Origin of the sequence: Paraburkholderia sp. GAS38, assembly GCF_050434965.1 — a bacterium.
GTDB classification, from domain to species: Bacteria; Pseudomonadota; Gammaproteobacteria; order Burkholderiales; family Burkholderiaceae; genus Paraburkholderia; species Paraburkholderia phenazinium_A.
The window spans coordinates 1-16,134 of sequence record NZ_JBNDJO010000006.1; the positions used below are offsets into that span (position 1 = coordinate 1).

The window sequence follows — 16,134 nt, forward strand, 5'->3', positions numbered from 1 at the left end:
ACCACCCCTTCCCATCCCGAACAGGACCGTGAAACGACTCCACGCCGATGATAGTGCGGATTACCCGTGTGAAAGTAGGTAATCGTCAGGCTCCCTAGCAGCAAGCACAAACCCCACCCCGCAAAGGTGGGGTTTGTGCGTTTACGCGCTCAAAATTGAACGCACGCAACATCACCCTCAATCACAGCGCCAGCTGTATCACCCCGCATGTCGCCAGCGTACCGGTCCACAGCAGATCGAAGTTGAGCCACTTGGTGCGCAGACCCGCCACGCCGAAGTAATCGTAAACAGCTAGCGCGATCACCCCGGTCGTCAAAAGCATTGCCGCGCTGTGTACGCACAAGGCGATTGCTGCAACCGTCGCTGTAGAACCGGCGCTCGCGGCCGCAACCCCCGTTGCGTTAGACAACGCACTACATATCGGCATCAACGCTGGAATCAACATGAGTCCGGCGCCATGGGAACCCGCCATCACAAACGACCAAAGCGTGAGGCCGGCGAAGCCCGTTTGCATGCCGACCAACGGCCGCATCCGATGACCGCGCCACGCATGCCAGGCCGCCCAACCGATCAGCAACGTCCCACACACTCGATTCAGCACCGTGTGATCGATCACCATGCCCAGCGACAGTCCCGCCATCAACATGCTGCCGGCGGCAAGCGCATGACCTAGCGCGATCGGCACGAGCGATAGCAAAACCACCCGGCGACTGCGTCGATACAAGCCGAGCGCAACCGCGAACAGCCATCCCATCGCCGGGTTGAGACCGTGAAACGTGCCGAGTGCGGCGACCGCGAGCCATGTCCACCATGAGGAGGTTGGCGGAGTCATCTGCTCAGGGGTAGCAGTACGAATCGGACGAACAGTCGCCGCCTTGCAGGCGAATCTGATGCGGTCTATGCCCTTCGGGCCAGGCGAGGAAGAACTTCTCATCGAACGCCAGGCCGCCGTCCGTTCCGGCATCCAGTTTGACCATCCACCCGTCGATGCCTTCGGGATAGAACTGCGCATCCACCGCGCCGTAAAGCGAGTTCGTGAAGTAGACACGCTTGCCGTCGCGGCTGATCTCGACCATTTGCGGACCGCCATTGAGCGCACCATTCGATGCGCCGGGATGCGTCGCGTGCGAAACGATGCCGCCGATCCGCACTTTCCCCGTCAGTTTCGGTGCGAACGGATCGGACACGTCGTATTGCAGCAGGTCGCCCGTACCCCAGCAGGACACATATAGGAATCGATCGTCCATCGACAGATCGATGTCGCTTACCAGCGGCGGCACCGCACCGAATGATTTGAGCATTGGCGGCAGCAAAGCGGGATCGGCCGGCTCCGCCGGAATATCGATGATCTTGCGCACGGCCCATGTGTTCTTGTCGCGATACCAGACCCAGATGGACGACGACAGGTCCTTCAGACTAATCACGCAATTGACGAAGCCGTACGCTTTGGTCGGATCGTGGGCTGGGCGCAGTTCGAAGACGAGCTGATATTCCGGCCCAAAGTCGATCTCCTGCAGATGCTTGCGACGGGTGAAATCCCAGAAATGCAAACGACGGCCATAACGCGCACCGAGAAGCACTTCAGGAATCAGGCCGTCTTCAAAGGTGTCCGGCGTGCCCCATTCGCTGGTCACGAGGGTGTCGTAGCCCAGGTGCCACCAACCGTCGTAGGCCAACTGTTGCGGTCCGCGGTCGACCTCCCAGCGTCCGAGCGGCTCAAAGCTCTCAGGATCCAGCAGGAAAATCCCGCCCGGCGCACCGCCGTCGGTATTTCCGAGCGCCGTCACATAGATGCCGCCCGGACCGCAGTGCACGGTGTGCGGACGCGTGTAGCCGGTGCGGCTCGCAATCGTCTCCGGCTCGATCACCTTGGCGATGGTGGGGTTCAGCGGGTCGGCTTTCGTATCGAGGATATAGATGCGTGAGGAGCGTAGTCCCGGCACGACGAGGTAACGCCGCTCAGTATGCGGATGCGGCGCGTTGGGGCAAAGACATGAGGAGCAGGCGTTCCAGCCGAAGTGATGCAGTTCGTCGCCGGTGTGCGGCATCGACACATTACCGACGATGCGTGCATAGGCCGGGGACGCAGGGTCGACGTCGACCACGGCGATCCCATCGGGTCGTGTGCGATCCGGATCGAACGCGGCCACATAAGCGAGCTTTTCGGGCGGCGCCTGCGCGGCAAGCCGCGGTGACGGATAAAAGCTCGGGTCCGGCTTCCAGATACCCATGGTGTTGCTCCTCCGTATCGGTTTGAATTGCGAATCGGGGCGGCACAACCAGCCATCTTGAACTTTAGTTGGTTTAGGTCCGGCGCAAAGCTCATTCTGGAATAAGCATATGCGCCTTCAGCACGAAGAGAGTCAACTTGCGATGCAACATGGGCGCGGGGCACGCTCAGTGGCGCGTGTCCCGCCTCCGCAGAACCTCAATGCTCGAACGGTTGATCCGGCGCGACGGCCGGTTCGCCGCGCACGGGCAAAAGGCCGTCGCGCGGATCGGTCTGTCCCACTTCGGCGAGCAACGCCTCATCGCGGGCGATGACCTTCGGCATATGCGTGCGAAGGAATTCGACCCATGTGCGAGTCTTCGCGTCGATGAACTTGCGCGAAGGATAGAGCGCGTAAATGCTCGTCTTCTGCAGCGTGTGCTCCGGTAGAACCCGTACCATGGATCCGTCGCGCAGCCCGTCGATTGCCGCATAGAGCGGCAGCGTGCCGATCCCCATGCCTTCGCGGATCGCCACCACCAGCGACTCCGCGATATTCACCTGCACCGACCCGCTGACTTCCATCAACTCACTGCCGTGGGGGCCTTCGAGCAGCCAATCGTTGGCAGGAAAGGCGGGCGTTTGCAGGATCAGACATTCGTGATGCGCCAGATCGCGCGGTTCTTTCGGCGCTCCGCGGGCACGCAGATAGGCCGGCGATGCACACAGGATGTTGAACGTAGAGCCCAGTAACAGTGACACGAGATCCGAATTCGGCAAGCTCGAGGCCGTGACCACCGACACGTCGCTGCTACCTTCGTACAGATCCGGCATGCGTTGCGACAGCGTCAGCTCGACGGTGACCTCCGGATAGAGCGTGCGATAGCGCGAAATCGCCGGCAGCACGTAATGCTGTCCGATGCTGGCGAAGCTGTGCATGCGCAGCGCGCCGGTAGGGCGCTCATGCGCGCAACTGGCTTCCTCCTCCGCGGTATCGACGTCCGCGAGAATCTGCCGGCAGCGCTTCAGATAGCGTTCGCCGGCGGTCGTGAGCGCGAGGCGCCGGGTCGAGCGGTTCATCAGACGGGTGCGCAGATGGGCTTCGAGTTCCGAGACTGCGCGCGACATGGCGCCTGTCGTCGAATTGAGCGACTGCGCGGCGGCGGTGAAGCTGCCGGCCTCCACCACGCGCACGAACACCCGCATATTTTGTAGCGTATCCATCAGTCCTTCTGGTTCGACATTTTTGAGAGAGAGCCGATATTGTCCTCCTGTCGCGCAACGCGATTGTTGTTCGATCTGGAATGGACGTTCCCGACTCGTGCCATTAATGCGCGTCTCCTGGGCTCCTACAATCGGGCCCTTGCCAGCCGGAGCGCGCATTGCCGCGCCCGGCGCTCTCTCCAGTCCGCATGACAGTCCGGGGCGCGGTTTTGCTTTCATGAAACGCCAGCATCTGATCCAGCAAACGTCCGACCCTCGCGGCGGATGGCCCCCGGTGCTGCGTGCGACCGCCGCGGCCGTCCGTGACTGGGCGACGGGCGATGGCCTCGTCTGGCTTCATCTGTTCAAGACGGTCACCGCGGCGCTGCTCGCGCTGGGCATCGCGATGCTGCTGGATCTGCAGCAACCGCGCACCGCCATGACAACCGTGTTCGTGCTGATGCAGCCGTTCAGCGGCATGGTGCTTGCCAAAAGCTTTTATCGGATCATCGGGACGGCGGTGGGGGCGATCGCCGCGCTGGTGCTGGGCGCGGTCTTCGTGCAGCAGCCCGAGCTTTACCTTCTCGGACTGACATGCTGGGTGGGTGCCTGCACTGCTGCGGCGGTCCGGTATCGGCATTTTCGGTGGTACGGCTTCGTGCTGGCGGGTTACACCGCCGCCCTGATCGGCATACCGGCGGTGACAGAGCCCAACAGCCTGTTTCTCGCAGCGCTCACGCGCGCCGCGGAGGTCGCGGTCGGCATTGTATGTTCGAGCGCAGTCAGCGCCTTGATCATGCCCCAAAGGTCGGCACTCGCGCTGCAGCGCACGCTGCGCAACAGGTATCTCGATTTTACTGCGTTCGCTGCGCAGGTGCTCAGCGGCAAGGTCGAGCGGGGTGTCTTCGAGGGGCGTTTTGCCGACCTCGTCGATGAAATTGTGGGCTTCGAGGCGACCCGCACCTTCGCTGCGTTCGAGGACCCGGGCATGCGCTCCCGCAGCGGACGTCTGGCGCGCCTGAACAGCGAGTTCATGGACGCCTGCGCTCGCCTGCACGCCTTGCATCAACTGCTCAAGCGGTTACGGGCAAGCGGCGCGAGTGCGGTTGTCGACGCAACCCTGCCGTATTTCGAAGCGCTATCGGCCCTGTTGATTCGCCAGAACGCGCAGACCGCCGATGCTTCGCATGCCGTTCGCGCGGCCGTCGAGTTGCGGATCTTCCAGTCCATGCTGCCGCGCAGCGTGCGGCAGACTCGCCGGCCGCTGGAGGCATCGGCGCCGGACCTGCTGGCCGACTTCGATACCTCGGCCGAGCTGCTCTATCGCTTCGTGGAGGAGCTCATTCGCTATACGGAGACCTATGCATCGCTCGAACACCGCAAGCCTGAAAAGGAGCGGCAGACCGTCCGCTACGTCAGCAAAACGAACGGTGTCGTGGTCGGGCTCACTTTTCTGCGCACGGTGGTGGTGATGGCGATTGTCGGGTGTTTCTGGATCGAAACCGACTGGCCAAGCGGCGGCCTTGCCGTCATCGGCGCGGCGCTTGCCTGTGCCTTGACCTCGACCGCGCCCAATGCGTCGAAGCTAACGCTGCAGATGGCCGTCGGTGCTGTCTTCGCCACGATGGTGGGCTACCTGTTCACCTGCTATGTGTACCCGAACATCGACGGCTTCCCGCTGCTTTGCGCGACGCTCGCGCCCGTGCTGGCATTCGGTGCGTTCGTCGCGATGCGCCCCGGCATCTCCGGCTACGGCGTGGGCTTTTCGGTGTTCTTCTGCTTGCTGGCCGGGCCGGATAACGTGGTGATCTACCAGCCCGATCTTCTGATCAACAACGGCATGGCCATCGTCGCGGCAATGCTGGTTGCTGCGCTGGCGTTTGCCGTGATTTTCCCCGCGCACATGCCATGGCTGATCGGCAAGATCAAAGGCAGTCTGCGATCTCAGGTGGTACTCGCCTGCAAGGGCGAATTACGCGGGTTGAATCAATATTTTCAATCGAGTACTCACGATCTGATGGCGCAACTCCGCGTCCTGCTGACGAAGCCCTCGCGCGAGCATCGCGACGCCTTGCGCTGGATGCTCATGACCGTGGAAGTAGGACATGCGGTGATCGACTTGCGCAACGAAGCGGCTCACGCAGCCTACGCGGAGGGCTTGCATCCGCGCTGGAGTACTTGCCTGGAGGAGATGAACGGCGCTATCGCGGCGCTGTTCGAGCAGCCCACGCCGCGCCGTCTCGAGCGCGTGCTGACGTCGATGCGCGAGACGATCGGGACCGTGCAGGCGGTCCTCGAAACCGTTCACGCGGATCGCGAGCGTCGGCATGACCTGCAGCGCATGCTCGGCTGCCTGCATTTTATTCGTACCGCCTTGCTCGATAAAGACGCGCCGTTTAATGCGCGTTGAGCGAGGCGCGGCTTCAATCCTTCTGCCAGATGGAAAGATGCTTTCCAGGCAAGGCCGTTTATCCGTGTACATGCTGGCCATATAGTTTTGATCACGCCCTCGCCGTTCCCAAGGGGACTTCTTGCAGGGCGTAATCGTCAGTACCGGAGAAAATAGAATGAAAGCGTTGAAAACAGTCCTGCTTGCCTGTTCCTTGTCTGCTGTAGCCGCCGTGGCCCAGGCACAAACCACCGCTCCCGCCGCCGACGCACAGCAGCAGCTTGCGCAAACCCAGGAGCGAAGCCACGAGCCGTTCGCGAGCGGCGCCGTCCAGCATGGCCGCCTTGCCGCGCCGGCAAAAAAGGCCGAAGACTGTGTCGGGCCGGTGAGTTTCTGCAATCTGTTCTTCGGCAGCTAGGAAAAGCCATCAGCTTTTGCTGATCAGTAGTGCGATGCATGCCCCGCAGCGATGTCTTACGTCATGAGACACCGCTGCGGGGCACGACAACCTGACTCCTGATTCACGCACGCGGAAGACGTGCGCATCGGTAGGCTGGAGGGTTGATTATGGAGAGACTGAGTAGCATGTACGAAGACCGGATTCGTTGTGCCGCGGTGCGCGGCAAAGTCACCTCGGCCGCTGCTGCGGCAGCGCTGATTCACGATGGCATGCGCGTCGGCGCCAGCGGCTTCACGCGCGCGGGCGACGCGAAGGCCGTGCCCGTTGCACTGGCCGAGCGGGCCCGTCAGGAAGGCAAACCGCTGCGCATTACGTTGATGACGGGCGCCTCGCTCGGCCACGACGTGGACCGGACGCTGACCGAAGCGGGCGTGCTGGCCCGCCGCTTGCCTTTCCAGGTGGACAAAACCTTACGTGATGCTATCAATCGCGGCGAAGTGATGTTTGTCGACCAGCACCTGTCCGAAACGGTTGAGATGCTGCGCGCCAATCAGCTCGGCAAACTGGATGTCGCGATCATCGAGGCCGTCGCGATTACCGAAACCGGCGGCATCGTGCCCAGCACCTCCGTGGGCAACTCGGCAAGCTTCGCGATCCTGGCCGACAAGGTGATTGTCGAGATCAACCTCGCGCAGCCGCTGGCGCTCGAAGGTCTGCACGACATCTGGATTCCCGGCCGCCGGCCGAACCGTGAGCCGTTGCCGATCGTCCATCCGCGCGATCGGGTCGGCACGCCGGTCATCGAGATTCCGCCTGAGAAAATCGCCGCTATCGTCATCACGAATATGGCGGACAGCGCGTCGACCGTGCTGCCCGCCGATGAAGAGACCGAGCAGATCGCCGGCCATCTGATCGAATTTCTGCAGCACGAAGTGTCTCGCGGACGCATGCCGGCGCGCTTGCCGCCGCTGCAGGCCGGCATCGGCACGATTGCCAACGCGGTGCTGGCCGGCTTCGTCAAGTCGCCCTTCGAAGCGTTTGAAATCTATTCGGAAGTGCTGCAAGACTCGACCTTCGACCTGATGGATGCAGACAAGGTCACGTTTGCATCGGGCGCCTCGATTACGCTCTCGGCCGCACGGCACGCGCAGGTGTTCGGCAACCTGGATCGCTATCGCGACCGTCTCGTGCTGCGCCCGCAAGAGGTCAGCAACCACCCCGAAGTCATCCGCCGCTTAGGCTTGATTGCGCTGAATACCGCGCTCGAATTCGATATCTACGGCAACGTCAATTCCACTCATGTGGGTGGGACGCACATGATGAACGGCATCGGCGGATCCGGCGATTTCGCGCGCAATGCGTCGTGCGCGATCTTCGCGACGAAGTCGATTGCGAAGGGCGGACGCATTTCAAGCGTGGTGCCGATGGTGCCGCACTGCGATCACAATGAGCACGACGTGGACGTGGTGGTCACGGAGCAGGGGCTCGCCGATCTGCGCGGGCTTGCGCCGCGTGAACGCGCCGTGCTGATTGTTGAGAAGTGTGTGCATCCGCTCTATCGCGACATGCTGCGCGACTACTACCGGGATGCATTGAAACAGGGGGGGCAAACGCCGCACCGTCTGGAGCAGGCATTCAGCTGGCATACACGCCTGAACGAAACCGGCTCGATGCGGGAAGAAACGGCCGCGCTGGCTTGATGGTCCGTGTAACGGGACGTAAGGCGAAGACGCGCAGCCAGGGTCAGGCGACCGGAGTCGCCTGACGCGGCAAGCGCTAGGCTCCTCGCTTGAACAGCCGGACGATAAACAACAGGATCACTGCGCCGATCACCGCTGTAATGATCGAGCCGATCCAGCCGCCGCCGAGCGAGATGTGCAGGACACCGGAGAGCCAACCGCCGATAAACGCACCGACAATGCCGACGATGATGTCGACGATCAACCCGAAACCGCCGCCCTTGACGAGCACACCCGCCAGCCAGCCAGCGATTGCGCCGATGATGAGCCATGCAATGATGCCGTGTTCCATAATCAAGACTCCATGGTTGAGCGTGAAAAATTCACGGTGACAGAGCTTAGTCGAAGGGTGGGGTGCAGTCCATATTCGGGATACAGAATTAACATTGTCTCAATGTTTTGCGGCGAAGCAGACAGTGAGGCAGGCGAAAGCGCGGAACGGGACGCATGGCGGCAGTGGCCATGGCGGGGAGGCAGGGACAGACAAGGCGCAGTCGCTCGTTTCATTTCGTTCTCGGTGTCGGGCTGCACAGGCATACGAAGCGTCAACTCATACGGCGTACCCCACCCTCGCCGAGGCGAGACGCCAGCCGATGCTTCGTCTACGGTTGTTATAGATGAAGCCGTCGCCGGGCGCAAGGCGTGGACTGGCCGGTATACGGCAAGCGCCCCGCTGCCGGGCGTTTGAGGGCGTGGCGCCGGTGCGTGGCGGGCGCGGCCGTCCACCACAACCGGCGCCGCCGTGCTACTCCGGCGTCGGTTCCGCTTCTTTGGCAATCCAGCTGACGCTCGAAACGCTCGTTTCCATGCTGATGCGGCTTGCCATCAATTCGAGCTTGGACTGATCCTTTGGATGCAGTTTGATGGTCGCCGTGACGCGCATACGGCCGGGCTGCTCCGTGACATCCTCGCTTGTCAGACTTTGAAACGACAGCGGCATCGAATACATCGAGTTCGATAGCGCCGCGCGGATATGAATCTCGTCCTCGTCGCGGCAGACCACCGTCAGCACGTACTCGCGCACGAGGTCGGCGTTCGAAACCGGCGTCGCATTGATGGTGCGGCTGACTTCGCGCAGCACGGTGTTGGTCAGCAGCACGATACCGGTGCCGGCGAGCGCCGGGCCGAAATGTCCCGCACCGCACAACACGCCGACGGCCGCCGAACACCACAAGGTCGCCGCCGTGTTGATGCCCTGGATGGAACCCTTGTCGCGCATGATCACGCCGCCGCCAAGGAAGCCCACGCCGGACACCACATATGCGGCGATCTGCGTGACCCCAGCCGAGCCGTTGCCGGTCAGCACCCCGAGTGTGACGAACAGGCACGCGCCGCTTGCGACGAGGGTGATGGTGCGCAGACCGGCGGTGCGCTGCCGCATCTGCCGTTCGATGCCGATTGCCACACCACAGGCGAAGGCGGCGAGAAGCCGCAAGACAAATTCAAGCGTCATGGGATAAGTAGTCAAGGCGTGCTAGACGCATAGTTTGAACCATACGCGTGACAGCCTCGCTAATCTAACGCGAGGCGTTACACGTGACGGGCGCGCGGGCTCTCGCTCGCGACGCGAATGCTGCCGCCACGGCGAGGCATGAAGCCTTGTCGCGACGCATTACAGGTGCACGGGGATGACTACGGCGCGCACCGTCTGCCCAGATGGCAAGACGGCGGCAGGGATGAGACTGGCGCGGCGAGCTTGCCGATCAGGCGATTGCGTAAAACGGAGATCGATAACTGCTACTGTCCAAGATGGGGAGTCCGGTTAAACGTGTGGACGGATTTTAGGCAGCGGCACGACGTGAAGTCAACCGCTGAATGGCGCTGTGAGCGAGGGCGGGATGTCTTATATGGCCGTTGGCCTGGGGGCACGGTATCAAAGCGTTCTCCGATAGCTCAGGGTGCCGTCCCGAATATCTCCCGTCTCATCTCAAAACGCATCTTGAAATAAATGCGGACTCCGAAGCTTGACAGGCTTCATCCCGGAAAACAGACTGATCGATGCGTTGAATCATGCCGTGCCGCCCGTGCGTCATTTCACACGGGTGACTGCACGTAGGTGCCCTCCCACATAACCCTGCGCGAGCGCTCCCGGCAACCGGGGGCGCTGCCTGGGGCATTTGTCCGCGGCGTGATTCTTTTTTCGTCATTACCTGTTTGAGGATCGCATGAACAAGAAAGCTCTCGGCATCGTTGCCGGCGCACTGATCGCAGCAGCACCGCTTGTCTCGTCGGCGGCTGATTCGCTTCCCGCACCGTTCGAAGGCAATAGCGTGTTGCAGGCCGACGGCATCGTAAAGGGTGTCGACGAGGCAAAGCACGCTGTCACCGTGATCGACGCCCATGGCGGCGAAGCGTCATTTACCGTCACCGACACCAGCAACCTTGCCCAGCTTCGCCAGGGCAGCAAGGTCCACGTTCGTATGGTGCGTAGCGCGCTCGTGAGCCCGACGCGCAACGCGGCCGGCGTCCAGTCGTCACCGCAGAACGTCAGCGCAGAAGTGGTTGCGCTCGATCGCGCGTCCGGCGTGGTCGAATTGAAGGGCCCCAATGGCGCCGTATTCCATATCCAGGGGCGTGATCCGGTGAAGGTCGGCAACCTGCAACCGGGTATGCACGTCGAGGTGGCCTACGCTCCGCAAGTGAGCGTCGCTGTCGCGCCTGCGGCGCAATAACCGTTCCGCGGTCAAGCTAGTTAGCTAGCTGCGCGTGAGTCTGTGCGCGGAACGCCTGCAAGGGCGTTCCGCGTTTTTTTACCGCCGCTTTCGTTCGCCTTCTATCGGCGCTTTTCATCGCGCCTGTTTGCTCGACGCGAGGCGCGACGCCATCGCTGCTGACCTTCCCGTTTCAGCTGACTTCACCCGGCACCAGACGCAGCCGGGTAATCTCCGACGGTGCGCCAAGCCGCTTGGGCGGTCCCCAATAGCCGGTTCCGCGGCTCGTATAAACCCACAGTCCGTTGAGTCGCGCAAGCCCAGCCGTGAACGGCTGCTGAAACCGCACAAAGAAATTCCACGGGAAGAACTGGCCGCCGTGCGTATGCCCTGACAACTGCAGGGTGAAACCGGCTTCCGCCGCGGCTTCGGCCGAACGCGGCTGATGCGCGAGCAGTACCTTGATCAATATGTCTCCCGGGGCGCCTGCAAGTGCCGCAGCAGGGTCGCTGCGGTGGGCCGGGTCGAAGTGCGCGGCCGAGTAGTCGGTCACGCCCGCGATCACCGCACGTGCGCCTTCGTGCTCCACCACCACGTGCTCGTTAAGCAGCACATGCAGGCCGAGTCGACGGAACTCGTCGATCCAGGCATCGGCGCCCGCGTAGTACTCGTGATTGCCGGTGACCAGAAACGCACCGTGCCGTGCGCTGAGGCGCGACAGCGGGCGTGTGTGGTCCCTCAGTTGCGGCACGCTGCCGTCGACCACGTCGCCGGTCACGGCAATCAGATCGGGCTTGAGGCGGTTGACGGCATCGACGATCGCGTCGACGTAACGGCGCTTGATGGTCGGTCCAACGTGAATATCGCTGATCTGGACGATCGTGAAGCCGTCGAGTGCGGGCGGCAGATCGTCGATCGGCACCTCGATCGTGACAACGCGTGCCCGGCGCCGCGCGTTGAAGAGGCCCACCGCGGTGGACAGCAACGCCAGCAGCGGCACCGCCGCGGCGGAGTCCGTGCGCCAGACGCTCAGCGGGATGGCATGCGGCCAGATCGCATCGACGGTCAGCAGCGATGCCATTGCCAGATCGCGCACGAAGGTGAGCACCAGCAGGGACGAGAAGAAACCCATCGCCAGCAGGCCGATCCACGCGAGGCGGTCGCCGAGCGGCTGGCGCTCGATCGTGCGCGCCAGCATGCCGAGCGGAATCAGCAGGCAGGACAGCACGAGCCAGAGCGCTGCCAGCCATCGGGCGGCGGTATCGATGGGCAGGTCTGGAATGATACGAAAGCCGACGTAAATATGCAGCAGGACGCCAATGCAAATAATGCGGACAAGGAACGATGAGCGGCGCATAGAAGGGGGTCAAGGCGGAAGGGGTGCCGGACGAGCGCGCAAAGGTTCTGGCGCGTTCTGTGCAGACTTGCCGGCAAGGCAGATCATTCTACCGGCATGTCGTCGGGCCTGCCGGAGCGGCCCGGATTCCTTCCAGGCCAAGCCTGCGGCCGCGAAAATTCTGACGAGGGACGCTTGCGTGTCGCGGCGCGCTGGCCGGGTGCGGAGCGGTCAGAGGCCGGCCGGAAAAGGGCCCGGAAACGACCTCAAAAAGACCGCACAAAAACTCCAAAAAAACCGGAAAGAAACCGGGGAAACGCGAATTAAACAGCTTTTGAATTGCCCGCCCGAGTGGACTATCCTGAAAGAGAGCCCTGATGCAACCGGCCCCTCCGGCGCCTTGCATCCGTCTGGATCGCCGCGGCCAGTCAGGTATGACGGTTGCATCACGTGGTTCGTCTTGTCGCCCGTTGAGAGCGAGAGGTGGGAGACGCATCATGAAACTGACCAGAACCTGCCATCATCCGCATCACGTCGGCCATGAAGGGAGTCATGTGATGTTGCCGATGGTGGTGTTGTCGCTGATGGCCATCGGGGTGTACTACGCAGTGCGCAGTCTCGACATTTCGGAGCTGGGCCGGGACGCGCTATTCGATGTCGTGATGGTCTTTGTGGCGCTGGGCATTGCGGGGCTCTTCGGCGTCGTTGGCGCGTGGTTGCGCTCGCGCGGCGACGAGGCCGAAGAAGGTTTTTGCTTCGTCGGCGCACTGATCGGCGCCATTGTGTTTTACGTGGCGTTGTTCGCCTGAAGCGTGAAACCCGAAGCCCGAAGCCCGAAGCCCGAAGCCCGAAGCCCGAAGCCCGAAGCCCGAAGCCCGAAGCCCGAAGCCCGAAGCGAAACCCGCCGCGCGCCTCGTACTTCACAACACCTGCGTCAGACGATCTGAGCGGCCTCGTCGAACGTAAAACGCGGGCTGCGCGCGAACAGCTTCGACGGGTCGCCGTAGCCGAGGTTGATGAGGAAGTTTGCCTTCACCGTCGTGCCCGCGAAGAACGCCGCGTCGACCTTGGCCGCATCGAAGCCCGACATCGCGCCGGTATCGAGCCCCAGCGCACGTGCCGCCATGATCAGATAGCCGCCTTGCAGCGTCGCGTTGCGAAAAGCCGTGTCGGCGATGGCTTTTTCGTTGCCCGCAAACCAGCTGCGCGCATCGGCATGCGGGAACAGTTTAGGCAAGTGCTCGTAGAAGGCCATGTCCATCCCTACGATCACCGTCACCGGCGCAGCCATCGTCTTCTCGAGATTGCCAGCCGACAGGGCGGGGCGCAGCTTTTCCTTCGCTTCCTGCGACTTGACGAAAACGAACCGGCCCGGGCTCGAATTAGCCGAGGTCGGTCCGAGCAGGACGAGTTCTACCAGTTGCCTGAGCAGGGCATCGTCGACCGGTTTGGGTTGCCAGCCGTTATGCGTGCGCGCGTTGCGAAAGAGCTGGTCGAGTGCGTCGTCGGAAAGGTTCATGATGGTCAATTGGGTAACAGGAAAAGTTGGATCGTGGGGCTGCCGGAGGGGCGCAGCGTGGCACGGTTTGCCGCGAGTGGGCGTGAATAAAAGCGCAAGCCGGATACGTGACCCACGGCGGCGACTCGTTCCATAATAGCCCGGCCACTTTCCACTCAAACGCGCAGATGCGCATGCGATATGCTATCCCATGAACGATCTGTTCGACGATCTTCCCAAGCCCGACGTTGCCTGGTATCCCGACTGGCTCGCGCCCGCCGCGGCTGAGCGCGCGTTGCGGCAACTCATCGACGAAGTGGCGTGGAAGCAGGAATCGATGGGCACGCCGGCCGGTCGCGTAGCGCTGCCGCGTCTCACCGCGTGGCAAGGCGAAGCGGACGCGATCTACGTCTACTCCGGCATTCGCAACGTGCCGCAAGCGTGGACGCCGATGGTGGCCGAGTTGAAGACGCAGGCGGAAACGATCTGCGAGTGCCGCTTCAACAGCGTGTTGCTCAACCGCTACCGCGATGGACTCGACAGCATGGGCTGGCACGCCGATCACGAGCGCGAGTTGGGGCCGCAGCCGGTGATTGCGTCGGTGAGTCTGGGCGCAGCCCGCACTTTCGATCTGCGTCACAACAAGACGGGGGCGGTGCAGTCGTATCAGCTCAAAGGCGGCAGCCTGCTCGTGATGCGGGGCAACACGCAGGCGGAGTGGCGGCATCGGGTGCCTAAGGAGCCGCGTATTAGCGGCGAGCGGATCAATCTGACGTTTCGCTGGGTGATGCCGGAGCGCTAGCGGCGTTCAATGGCGCCGGCGCGGTGGGCGCAGATAAAACCCGCCTGTTTGCCGCGCGGCGTTGAAACCCCCACGCGCAAGCAAGACCGCCCATGCCGCTTCAATTGACTGCCGTGACCGGAACGCGCGAAACGCTCACCAGCCGGTCCAGCACACTGCGGTTCACCAGCCGCGCGACGGCGTGAAACAGATCCCTGCGCGGCGCGGTGACCACGATCTCGTCGCAATCGTTTTGCTCTGCGCAATTCGCAATGGTCGGCACCAGCGCGCCCACCCTGACTTCTACGGAGTACTTGACGCCTGCATCCTCTAGAATGCGTTTGGCGCGGCTAAGCGCCGCCTCGGCGTAGCCATCTTCGAGCGCGCGCAGTGTCGAGAGCGAATAAAACGCTTCGAGACGTGTCGATTCGAGCGGCGGCTGCACATTGACCAGCACGACTTCGGAGGCACATCGCTCGTTGTAGAGGAACGCAGCGTGCCGGACGGCTTGCAGCGAGCGCGTCGAGCGGCTTACGGGAACCAGCAGTTTCAGCATGATCGGTTGTCCATCAGTTGAACGTCGGATCTGACTGCGGGTGTGCAGCAGGATCAATTAAAGCGTAGCGGCAGGCGTGTTCCAGGCGTCTAAAGACTGCCTGCCGACGCGTAAAAATCACATAAAGAACGCTGCCGGAGCGCGTGGACGAGCGCACATTGCGGCTGCCGCGCCGGTATGCATGACTGTGAGCCCCGCTTCAGGTCGCTATACCAAAATTGGTATGGAGGGCGCGAATCATATGATTGGACGCTGAGGGCGCCAGCCACTACGCTTGATCACGATCCTTGCCGAGGGCTTGCTTCAGGCCACCACGGATCGCCAACACAACAACGATCAGGAGACAGTCATGGCGAATTCACGACGCGTGGTATGTCGTGCGTTGGGCGCGCTCGCGCTCACTGCGGGTTTCGGGGCACTCGCCCTCACTGCACCCGGCGCATATGCCCAGGACAAACCCATCACCCTCGGTTTCGCGCAGGTCGGCGCCGAGAGTGCATGGCGCACCGCCAATACCGAATCGATCAAATCGGCCGCGGCCGATGCCAAGATCAACCTCAAGTTCTCGGATGCCCAGCAAAAGCAGGAAAACCAGATCAAGGCGATCCGTTCATATATCGCGCAGAAAGTCGACGTGATCGCCTTCTCGCCGGTGGTGGAATCCGGCTGGGAGCCGATCCTGCTCGAGGCCAAGGCCGCGAAGATCCCGGTGATACTGACCGACCGCAACATCGACGTGAAGGACACCTCGCTCTACGTCACGATGATCGGCTCGGACTTCATGGAAGAAGGGCGGCGCGGCGGCCACTGGCTCGAAGATCACTATAAGAACGATCAAGGGCCTATCAACATCGCGGAACTGCAGGGAACGGTCGGCTCCGCGCCGGCGAATGACCGGCACTCCGGACTGATGGAAGTGATCAAGAACGATCCCAAGTTCAAGATCATTGCCTCGCAAAGCGGCGACTTCACGCTAGCCGGCGGCAAGCAGGTGATGGAAGCCTTCATCAAAACTTATGGAAATAAAATAAATGTTGTTTATGCGCATAACGACGACATGGCGTTAGGCGCCATCCAGGCGATGGAAGAGGCCGGCATGCACCCCGGCAAGGACATCACCGTCGTCTCGTTCGATGCGACCAAGGGCGGCTTCCAGGCGATGGCCGCGGGCAAGATGAATGTCGATGTGGAGTGCAGCCCGTTGCTGGGGCCGCAACTGATGTCGGCGGTGAAGGACGTGGTGGCCGGCAAGCCATTGCCGAAGCGGATTTTGACGCAGGAGACGGTCTTCCCGATGAGCGTCGCGGCGCAGACCTTGCCGACCCGCAAGTACTGAAACCGAAGCGAATCGAATCGATCAGGTGATCAGTAG

At 62.3% G+C, this 16,134-nt stretch carries 15 protein-coding genes and 1 rRNA gene; 8 read left to right on the forward strand and 8 right to left on the reverse strand.

Annotation, left to right across the window (positions count from 1 at the left end):
• Positions 1 to 91 (forward strand): 5S ribosomal RNA (rrf, locus tag P3T42_RS15900); the annotation flags it as partial.
• 90 nt (positions 92 to 181) lie between these two features.
• Here rrf and P3T42_RS15905 read toward each other — a convergent pair.
• The 3 genes from P3T42_RS15905 to P3T42_RS15915 all read right to left on the reverse strand — a co-directional run bounded on the left by P3T42_RS15905 (position 182) and on the right by P3T42_RS15915 (position 3,433).
• Positions 182 to 832, reverse strand: coding sequence for a hypothetical protein (locus P3T42_RS15905; RefSeq protein ID WP_429306576.1), 651 nt, complete (start codon positions 830 to 832; stop codon positions 182 to 184).
• 4 nt (positions 833 to 836) lie between these two features.
• Positions 837 to 2,231: a selenium-binding protein SBP56-related protein gene (locus tag P3T42_RS15910; RefSeq protein ID WP_429306577.1), complete on the reverse strand. Its 1,395-nt coding sequence runs from the start codon at positions 2,229 to 2,231 to the stop codon at positions 837 to 839.
• 197 nt (positions 2,232 to 2,428) lie between these two features.
• Entirely contained in the window at positions 2,429 to 3,433 is a 1,005-nt protein-coding gene (locus tag P3T42_RS15915; RefSeq protein ID WP_074295826.1) for a LysR family transcriptional regulator, read from the reverse strand.
• A 217-nt stretch (positions 3,434 to 3,650) separates the two neighbouring features.
• Between P3T42_RS15915 and P3T42_RS15920 the strand changes: the two genes are divergently transcribed.
• The 3 genes from P3T42_RS15920 to P3T42_RS15930 all read left to right on the forward strand — a co-directional run bounded on the left by P3T42_RS15920 (position 3,651) and on the right by P3T42_RS15930 (position 7,901).
• Positions 3,651 to 5,822: an FUSC family protein gene (locus tag P3T42_RS15920; protein ID WP_429306578.1), complete on the forward strand. Its 2,172-nt coding sequence runs from the start codon at positions 3,651 to 3,653 to the stop codon at positions 5,820 to 5,822.
• A gap of 157 nt (positions 5,823 to 5,979) precedes the next feature.
• A complete protein-coding gene (locus P3T42_RS15925; protein ID WP_074295824.1) occupies positions 5,980 to 6,219 on the forward strand; it encodes a hypothetical protein in 240 nt (79 codons plus the stop codon).
• A gap of 167 nt (positions 6,220 to 6,386) precedes the next feature.
• Positions 6,387 to 7,901, forward strand: coding sequence for an acetyl-CoA hydrolase/transferase family protein (locus tag P3T42_RS15930; protein ID WP_429306784.1), 1,515 nt, complete (start codon positions 6,387 to 6,389; stop codon positions 7,899 to 7,901).
• Between the two features lie 76 nt (positions 7,902 to 7,977).
• Here the strand turns inward: P3T42_RS15930 and P3T42_RS15935 are convergent, their stop codons facing one another.
• Together P3T42_RS15935 and P3T42_RS15940 are read right to left on the reverse strand one after the other, a co-directional pair.
• On the reverse strand, positions 7,978 to 8,232 hold the full coding sequence (locus tag P3T42_RS15935; RefSeq protein WP_074295822.1) for a GlsB/YeaQ/YmgE family stress response membrane protein: 255 nt from the start codon (positions 8,230 to 8,232) through the stop codon (positions 7,978 to 7,980).
• A gap of 453 nt (positions 8,233 to 8,685) precedes the next feature.
• Entirely contained in the window at positions 8,686 to 9,393 is a 708-nt protein-coding gene (locus P3T42_RS15940) for an MgtC/SapB family protein (RefSeq protein WP_074295821.1), read from the reverse strand.
• 712 nt (positions 9,394 to 10,105) lie between these two features.
• On the opposite strand from P3T42_RS15940, the gene P3T42_RS15945 reads away from it, so the two are divergent.
• Positions 10,106 to 10,612 carry a hypothetical protein gene (locus tag P3T42_RS15945; RefSeq protein WP_074295820.1) on the forward strand — a complete coding sequence of 169 codons (507 nt, stop codon included), beginning with the start codon at positions 10,106 to 10,108 and terminating at the stop codon, positions 10,610 to 10,612.
• A gap of 172 nt (positions 10,613 to 10,784) precedes the next feature.
• On the opposite strand, the gene P3T42_RS15950 is transcribed toward P3T42_RS15945, so the two are convergent.
• Positions 10,785 to 11,948, reverse strand: a complete 1,164-nt coding sequence (locus tag P3T42_RS15950) for a metallophosphoesterase (protein ID WP_074295819.1) — start codon at positions 11,946 to 11,948, stop codon at positions 10,785 to 10,787.
• A 476-nt stretch (positions 11,949 to 12,424) separates the two neighbouring features.
• Here P3T42_RS15950 and P3T42_RS15955 point away from each other — a divergent pair, with 476 nt between their 5' ends.
• Positions 12,425 to 12,736: a hypothetical protein gene (locus tag P3T42_RS15955; protein WP_429306579.1), complete on the forward strand. Its 312-nt coding sequence runs from the start codon at positions 12,425 to 12,427 to the stop codon at positions 12,734 to 12,736.
• A 125-nt stretch (positions 12,737 to 12,861) separates the two neighbouring features.
• Here P3T42_RS15955 and P3T42_RS15960 read toward each other — a convergent pair whose 3' ends face one another.
• On the reverse strand, positions 12,862 to 13,446 hold the full coding sequence (locus P3T42_RS15960) for a malonic semialdehyde reductase (RefSeq protein ID WP_074295817.1): 585 nt from the start codon (positions 13,444 to 13,446) through the stop codon (positions 12,862 to 12,864).
• Between the two features lie 190 nt (positions 13,447 to 13,636).
• Here P3T42_RS15960 and P3T42_RS15965 point away from each other — a divergent pair, with 190 nt between their 5' ends.
• A complete protein-coding gene (locus tag P3T42_RS15965; RefSeq protein ID WP_429306580.1) occupies positions 13,637 to 14,227 on the forward strand; it encodes an alpha-ketoglutarate-dependent dioxygenase AlkB family protein in 591 nt (196 codons plus the stop codon).
• Positions 14,228 to 14,327: 100 nt separating this feature from the next.
• Here P3T42_RS15965 and P3T42_RS15970 read toward each other — a convergent pair whose 3' ends face one another.
• Positions 14,328 to 14,762 (reverse strand): universal stress protein, encoded by a 435-nt coding sequence (locus P3T42_RS15970; protein ID WP_074295815.1) that lies wholly within the window; start codon positions 14,760 to 14,762, stop codon positions 14,328 to 14,330.
• Between the two features lie 349 nt (positions 14,763 to 15,111).
• On the opposite strand from P3T42_RS15970, the gene P3T42_RS15975 reads away from it, so the two are divergent.
• On the forward strand, positions 15,112 to 16,098 hold the full coding sequence (locus tag P3T42_RS15975; RefSeq protein WP_074297378.1) for an ABC transporter substrate-binding protein: 987 nt from the start codon (positions 15,112 to 15,114) through the stop codon (positions 16,096 to 16,098).
• Positions 16,099 to 16,134: the final 36 nt, after the last annotated feature.